This is a genomic window from Micromonospora sp. 4G55, from assembly GCF_016803375.1.
The window spans coordinates 1-5,147 of sequence record NZ_JAEVHN010000449.1 but is presented as its reverse complement, the minus strand read 5'-3'; the positions used below and the strand labels follow the sequence as shown (position 1 = coordinate 5,147).

Below are 5,147 nucleotides of genomic sequence, written 5' to 3'. Positions count from 1 at the left end.
ACCGGCGCCCCCGCCCCCCGACTTGAAGCTGCGCGACGACGGGACGAGCGTCACGATCAGCTGGTCCGACCCGGCGGGTGGCGGGGTGCCGTTCATGGTCGCCGGCGGGCGTGCCGGTAAGGCGCTCGGCGTGATGGCCACCGTCGACCCGGGACAGACGACCTACACCGTCAACGGGCTCAGCTCCACGGTGGACTACTGCTTCACGGTGCTGGCGGTGTACTCGACGGACGCCTTCGCCACGTCGGGACAGGTCTGCACGGACCGGGAGCGGCGGACGCCGGCGGGCTGACCGACCGTCCACGACGCACACGCTGGGTGTCCACAGGGGGACCCAGCGGGTTCCCCGGTGCCGGCGCGGCCCATATGATGTCCCACGGCTCAGGGGAGGGTCGCCGGGGACACGGCGCGCCACCTGGACAGCCAGACGGGGAGGCAGCCGGACGTGGCCACCATCGACGACGTCGCGAGCACCGTGACCGACACCGCCGCACCGCCACGCCGCTCCCGGATGCGCGGCGGGCTGGTCACCATCGGCACGGTGGGCGCGCTGCTGGCGGCGATGGGGCTGACGGTGCTCGGGCTGGGCGCCGCCGACAACGCGGTGGCCAACTACGACGCGAGCAGCTGGTTGTGGAGCGCGGCGCGCAGCGAGCTGGCCCGGGTCAACGGCGTCACCGCGCGGGTCGACACCCGGATGGAGATCCCCGGCGCGCGGCGGCACCCGATGCAGGTCACCCAGACCGACCGGCTGCTCATCCTGCGCGACCTGAACACCGGCCAGGTCAGCTCGCTGGACCTGGCCACCCTCCAGATCACCGCGACCACCCGCACCACCCCTGGCCTCGGGGTCAACGTCGTGCTGCACGAGGATGCGGCGTTCGTCGTCGACGCCGTGCAGGGCATCGTGCGGCAGCTGGACCCGCGCTCGCTCACCCCGGTGGGCGAGCCGGTGCGCTACCCGCCGGGCATCACCGGCGGCGCGTTCGACGGCAAGGGCCGGCTCTGGATCGCGATCCCGAGCGAGGGCACCGTCTCGGCGGTCACCGCGGCGGAGCTGCCCTCCGCCCCGGCCGATGGCGGCGGCCTCAGCCCGAAGCAGATCGAGACGTACCCGGTGGCGGAGCCGAGCCACGAGCTGGTGGTGTCCACCCTGGACGACGGGGTGGCGGTGCTGGACCGCACCTCGGCCTCGCTGGTCACCGTCCGCGCCGGCGAGACGGAGCGTACCCCGCTGGCCATGTCGTCGGCGGGCACGCTGCCGGCCCGGACCAGCGGCCCGGCCGTCCCGGTCACGGTGGGCGGCGAGCGGCGGGTGCACGTGGTGACCGACGGCAGCGAGGTACGCCAGTTCACCGTGCCGGGCAGCGGTGACCGGCTCAACGCGGCGGTGGCCTGGGCCGGCCGGTTCTACTGCGCCGACGAGGCCAGCGGGACGGTCTACGCCTTCGACGGCGCCGGCAAGCTGGTCGACACCATCCGGGGCAAGGGGATGACCGGCCCGCTGGAGCTGGACGTGCGGGAGAACCACCTGTTCATCAACGCGCCCGACTCGTCGACAGCCCGGGTGGTGGACGACAAGCACCAGGTGCGCGAGGTCAACAAGTACGCCAACGACGTGCTCGGCGGCGACCCGCCGCCGGTCCCCCCGCCGCCGCCCCCGCCGAAGAAGCCGAAGGTGGGCAAGCCGAGCGCACCGCGCAGCGTCACCGCGTCCGCCGGCAACGCGCGGGCCCGGGTGAGCTGGAAGCCGGCGGCCGCGAACGGCGCCGAGATCACCAGGTACGTGGTGGAGGGCGGCGGCCAGAAGCACGAGGTGGGCGCCAACCAGCGGGCGGTGGAGATCACCGGCCTGACCAACGGCGCGTCGTACACGTTCGCGGTGCACGCGGTGAACGCCAAGGGCGACGGCCCGGCCCGGCGGAGCAACCCGGTCACGCCGACGGCGGCGGTGCCGGACCCGCCGGCCGGCGTGACCGCCGAGGCCCGGCCGGACGGCACGGTGCTGGTGAAGTGGCCGGCCGCGAACGGGCAGGGCAACACCATCGCGAAGTACGCGGTGACCGCGACCTCGGCCGGCACCAACGCTCCGGCCGGCGAGTCGACCAAGACGGAGCTGGTGGTGCCGGCCGGTGAGCTCGAGTACGGCACCCAGTACGCCTTCACCGTGGTGTCCGTCAACGACAAGGGCGCCGGCTCGGCGGCCTCGCCGGTGAGCAACACGGTGGTGCCGTTCGCCCCGCCCGGCAGCCGGCCGAGTTGCGGGCGACGACGGTCGCCGACCAGCGGGGCACCGTCGCCGTGCAGTGGTCGCCGGCGCTCGACAACGGCCGCCCGGTGACGAAGTACCTGGTCGACGTCGGGGGCAAGGTCACCGAGGTGACCGACACGCAGACCACCAGGAACGGGCTGGACGACGGGCAGAGCGTGACGGTGAAGGTGAAGGCGGTCAACGAGGCCGGCCCCGGCCCGGCGGCCAGCACGACCGCGCGGACGGTCGCGGCACCCCGGGTGACGGTGACCGGCTCGTCGGCGACCGCCACCGCGGCGACCGTCAGCTTCACGGTCGACGCGGGCGGCGGGCAGGCCACCTGCACGCTGAGCACCTCCGGCGAGGCGACGAAGGCCGGCCCCTGTTCCAGCATCACGATGCCCGGCCTGACGCCGGGGACGGCGTACACGTTCACGGTCACGGCGAGCAACGCGGCCGGCAAGGGCACCGCGACCCGGGCGCAGACCACCGACCCGCTGTACGGCGTCGCCACCTGCAACAACGGTCCGGACAGCGACCAGCGCACCTACTGCAACAGGGACGTCGACGGCCGCAACGGCAACGAGATCTTCTCGGTCACCCAGCAGGACAACGACAAGCAGGTCGGCTGGGCCAAGCCGGGCACCCGGCTCAAGGCGTACTGCAAGAAGTCCGGCCAGAACGTCGACTCCTGGATCTACAACAGCCAGAAGCAGAGCACGTGGTGGGTGCAGGTCGAGTACTCCGGGCGCAACTACATCCCGTGGGCCTGGCTCAACCTGGAGGGCGGCGACGACATCAACGTCCTGCCCACCTGCTGACGCCGTACCAGCCAGTCGAGGAGCACCACCACCGTGAACAGCCCCCAGGAACCGCTCACCCACCCGGAGGTGCAGGGCTTCGCCGCCCTCGCCGCCCGGCTGGCGGAGAACGTCAACGCGGTCGTGCTGGGCAAACCGCAGGTGGTACGGCTGGCGCTGACCGCGCTGTTCGCGCAGGGGCACGTCCTCCTAGAGGACGTGCCCGGCGTCGGCAAGACGACCCTGGCCCGAGCGATCGCCGCGACGGTCAAGGGTGAGTGGCGCCGCATCCAGTTCACCCCGGACCTGCTTCCCTCGGACGTCTCCGGGGTGACCATCTTCAACCAGGCCACCCGGGGCTTCGAGTTCCACCCGGGGCCGGTCTTCGCCAACATCGTCATCGCCGACGAGATCAACCGGGCCTCGCCGAAGACCCAGTCGGCGCTGCTGGAGGTGATGGAGGAGCGCACCGTCACCGTGGACGGCGTCCGGCATCCGGTGCCGCAGCCCTTCCTGGTGGTGGCCACGCAGAACCCGGTCGAGATGGACGGCACCTACCGGCTGCCGGAGGCGCAGCTGGACCGCTTCCTGGTCAAGCTGTCGGTGGGCTACCCGGACGAGGAGGTGGAGGTGGAGGTGCTGCGCGGCGCCACCGTCCGCTCCCCCGACTCACTCAGCGCGGTCACCGACACGGCCACCGTCGGGGAGATGGTCCGGATGGCCCGCCGGGTGCACATCGCCGAGCCGCTCTACGCGTACGCGGTCCGGCTGGCCGCCGCGACCCGCAACCATCCGCAGGTACGGGTCGGGGTCAGCCCCCGGGGCGTGATCGCGTTGACCCGCGCGGCGTGCGCGTACGCGCTGATCGACGGTCGGGGCTGGATCATGCCGGAGGATTTGAAGATCCTCGCCGAGCCGGTCTTCGCGCACCGGCTGCTGCTCACCCCGGACGCGCAGGTGCGCGGGGTGACCCCCGCCGAGGTGCTGCGCCAGGCGATCGCGTCGGTGCCGGTGCCGCTGCCGTCGGGCCAGCCGGCCCCGGCACACGGCTGACGGCCGTCCGCCGATGGGGATCACCGCCCGGGGCGTCGGGCTGCTCGTCGCCGCCGTGCTGCTGCTCGGCGGCGGCTTCCGCTTCGCCTACCCGGAGTTGGCGCTGCTCGGCGCGGCGGGCGCGGTGGCGGTCGGCTATGCCGTGGTGACGGCGGCCTGGCGGCCCCGCCTGGCGGTCTCCCGCAGCGCCGACCCGGACCGGGTGGCCCGGGGCGAGCCGGCCCACATGACGGTCACGGTCCGCAACGCCGGGCGGTTGCGGGCGGCGAACCTGCTGGCCGAGGACCGGTGCGGCGTGGCGACGGTACCCGCGCCGGTGCTGCGGCTGCGTCCCGGGCGAGACACCACCGTCCGGTACGAGGTGCCGACCCGACGCCGGGGCGTGGTGCCGGTCGGCCCGCTGCGGGTGACCCGGCGCGACCCGCTGGGGCTGGTGGCGCTCTCCCGCCCGTACGGTGCAACGGTGCCGGTCTGGGTGCACCCGCGGATCCACCCGCTGACCGCGGTGCCCACCGGTGCGGGGCGCAGCCTCGACGGCCGGTCGGACAGCGTGCCGCACGGGTCGATCACCTTCGACTCGCTGCGCGAGTACGTGGTCGGCGACGACGTCCGCTCGATCGACTGGCGGGCCAGCGCCCGGGTCGGCGAGCTGATGGTGCGGGAGAACGTGGACACCAGCCTGCCCCGGATCGTGGTGCTGCTGGACAACCGGGCCGCCGCCCACCCGCAACGGACCGACGGGGTGGCCGAGTCCTTCGAGTCCGCCTGCGAGGCGGCCGCCTCGGTGGTCACCGCCGCCGTCCGGGAGGACCTGCCGGTGGCGCTGCTGATGGTGGCGCCCGGCGCGGACCGGGCCGGCGAGCCGCCGCTGGACCGGCTGGCCGCCGTGGAGCTGACCGACGGCGATGCCGACACGTTGCGCACCTCGGCGAGCCGGCTGCGGCAGGACCGGGCCGGCGACACGCTGGTCTTTCTCACCGGGCCGGGCGGCCGGGGTGACCTCGGGCTGGTGGGGGCGCTGCGCGGGGCGTACCCGTCGGTGG

3 protein-coding genes and 1 pseudogene are annotated in these 5,147 nt (G+C 73.9%); all 4 read left to right on the top strand.

Annotation, left to right across the window (positions count from 1 at the left end):
- On the top strand, positions 1-292 hold a 292-nt coding region (locus JNW89_RS27040; protein ID WP_238451164.1), incomplete at its 5' end, for a fibronectin type III domain-containing protein.
- A gap of 219 nt (positions 293-511) precedes the next feature.
- Positions 512-3,072 (top strand): annotated as a pseudogene (locus JNW89_RS27035) (fibronectin type III domain-containing protein).
- Positions 3,073-3,105: 33 nt separating this feature from the next.
- Positions 3,106-4,104: a MoxR family ATPase gene (locus JNW89_RS27030; protein WP_238451162.1), complete on the top strand. Its 999-nt coding sequence runs from the start codon at positions 3,106-3,108 to the stop codon at positions 4,102-4,104.
- Positions 4,105-4,117: 13 nt separating this feature from the next.
- Positions 4,118-5,147, top strand: a 1,030-nt coding sequence (locus JNW89_RS27025; RefSeq protein ID WP_238451160.1) for a DUF58 domain-containing protein, incomplete at its 3' end; no start/stop codon positions are given.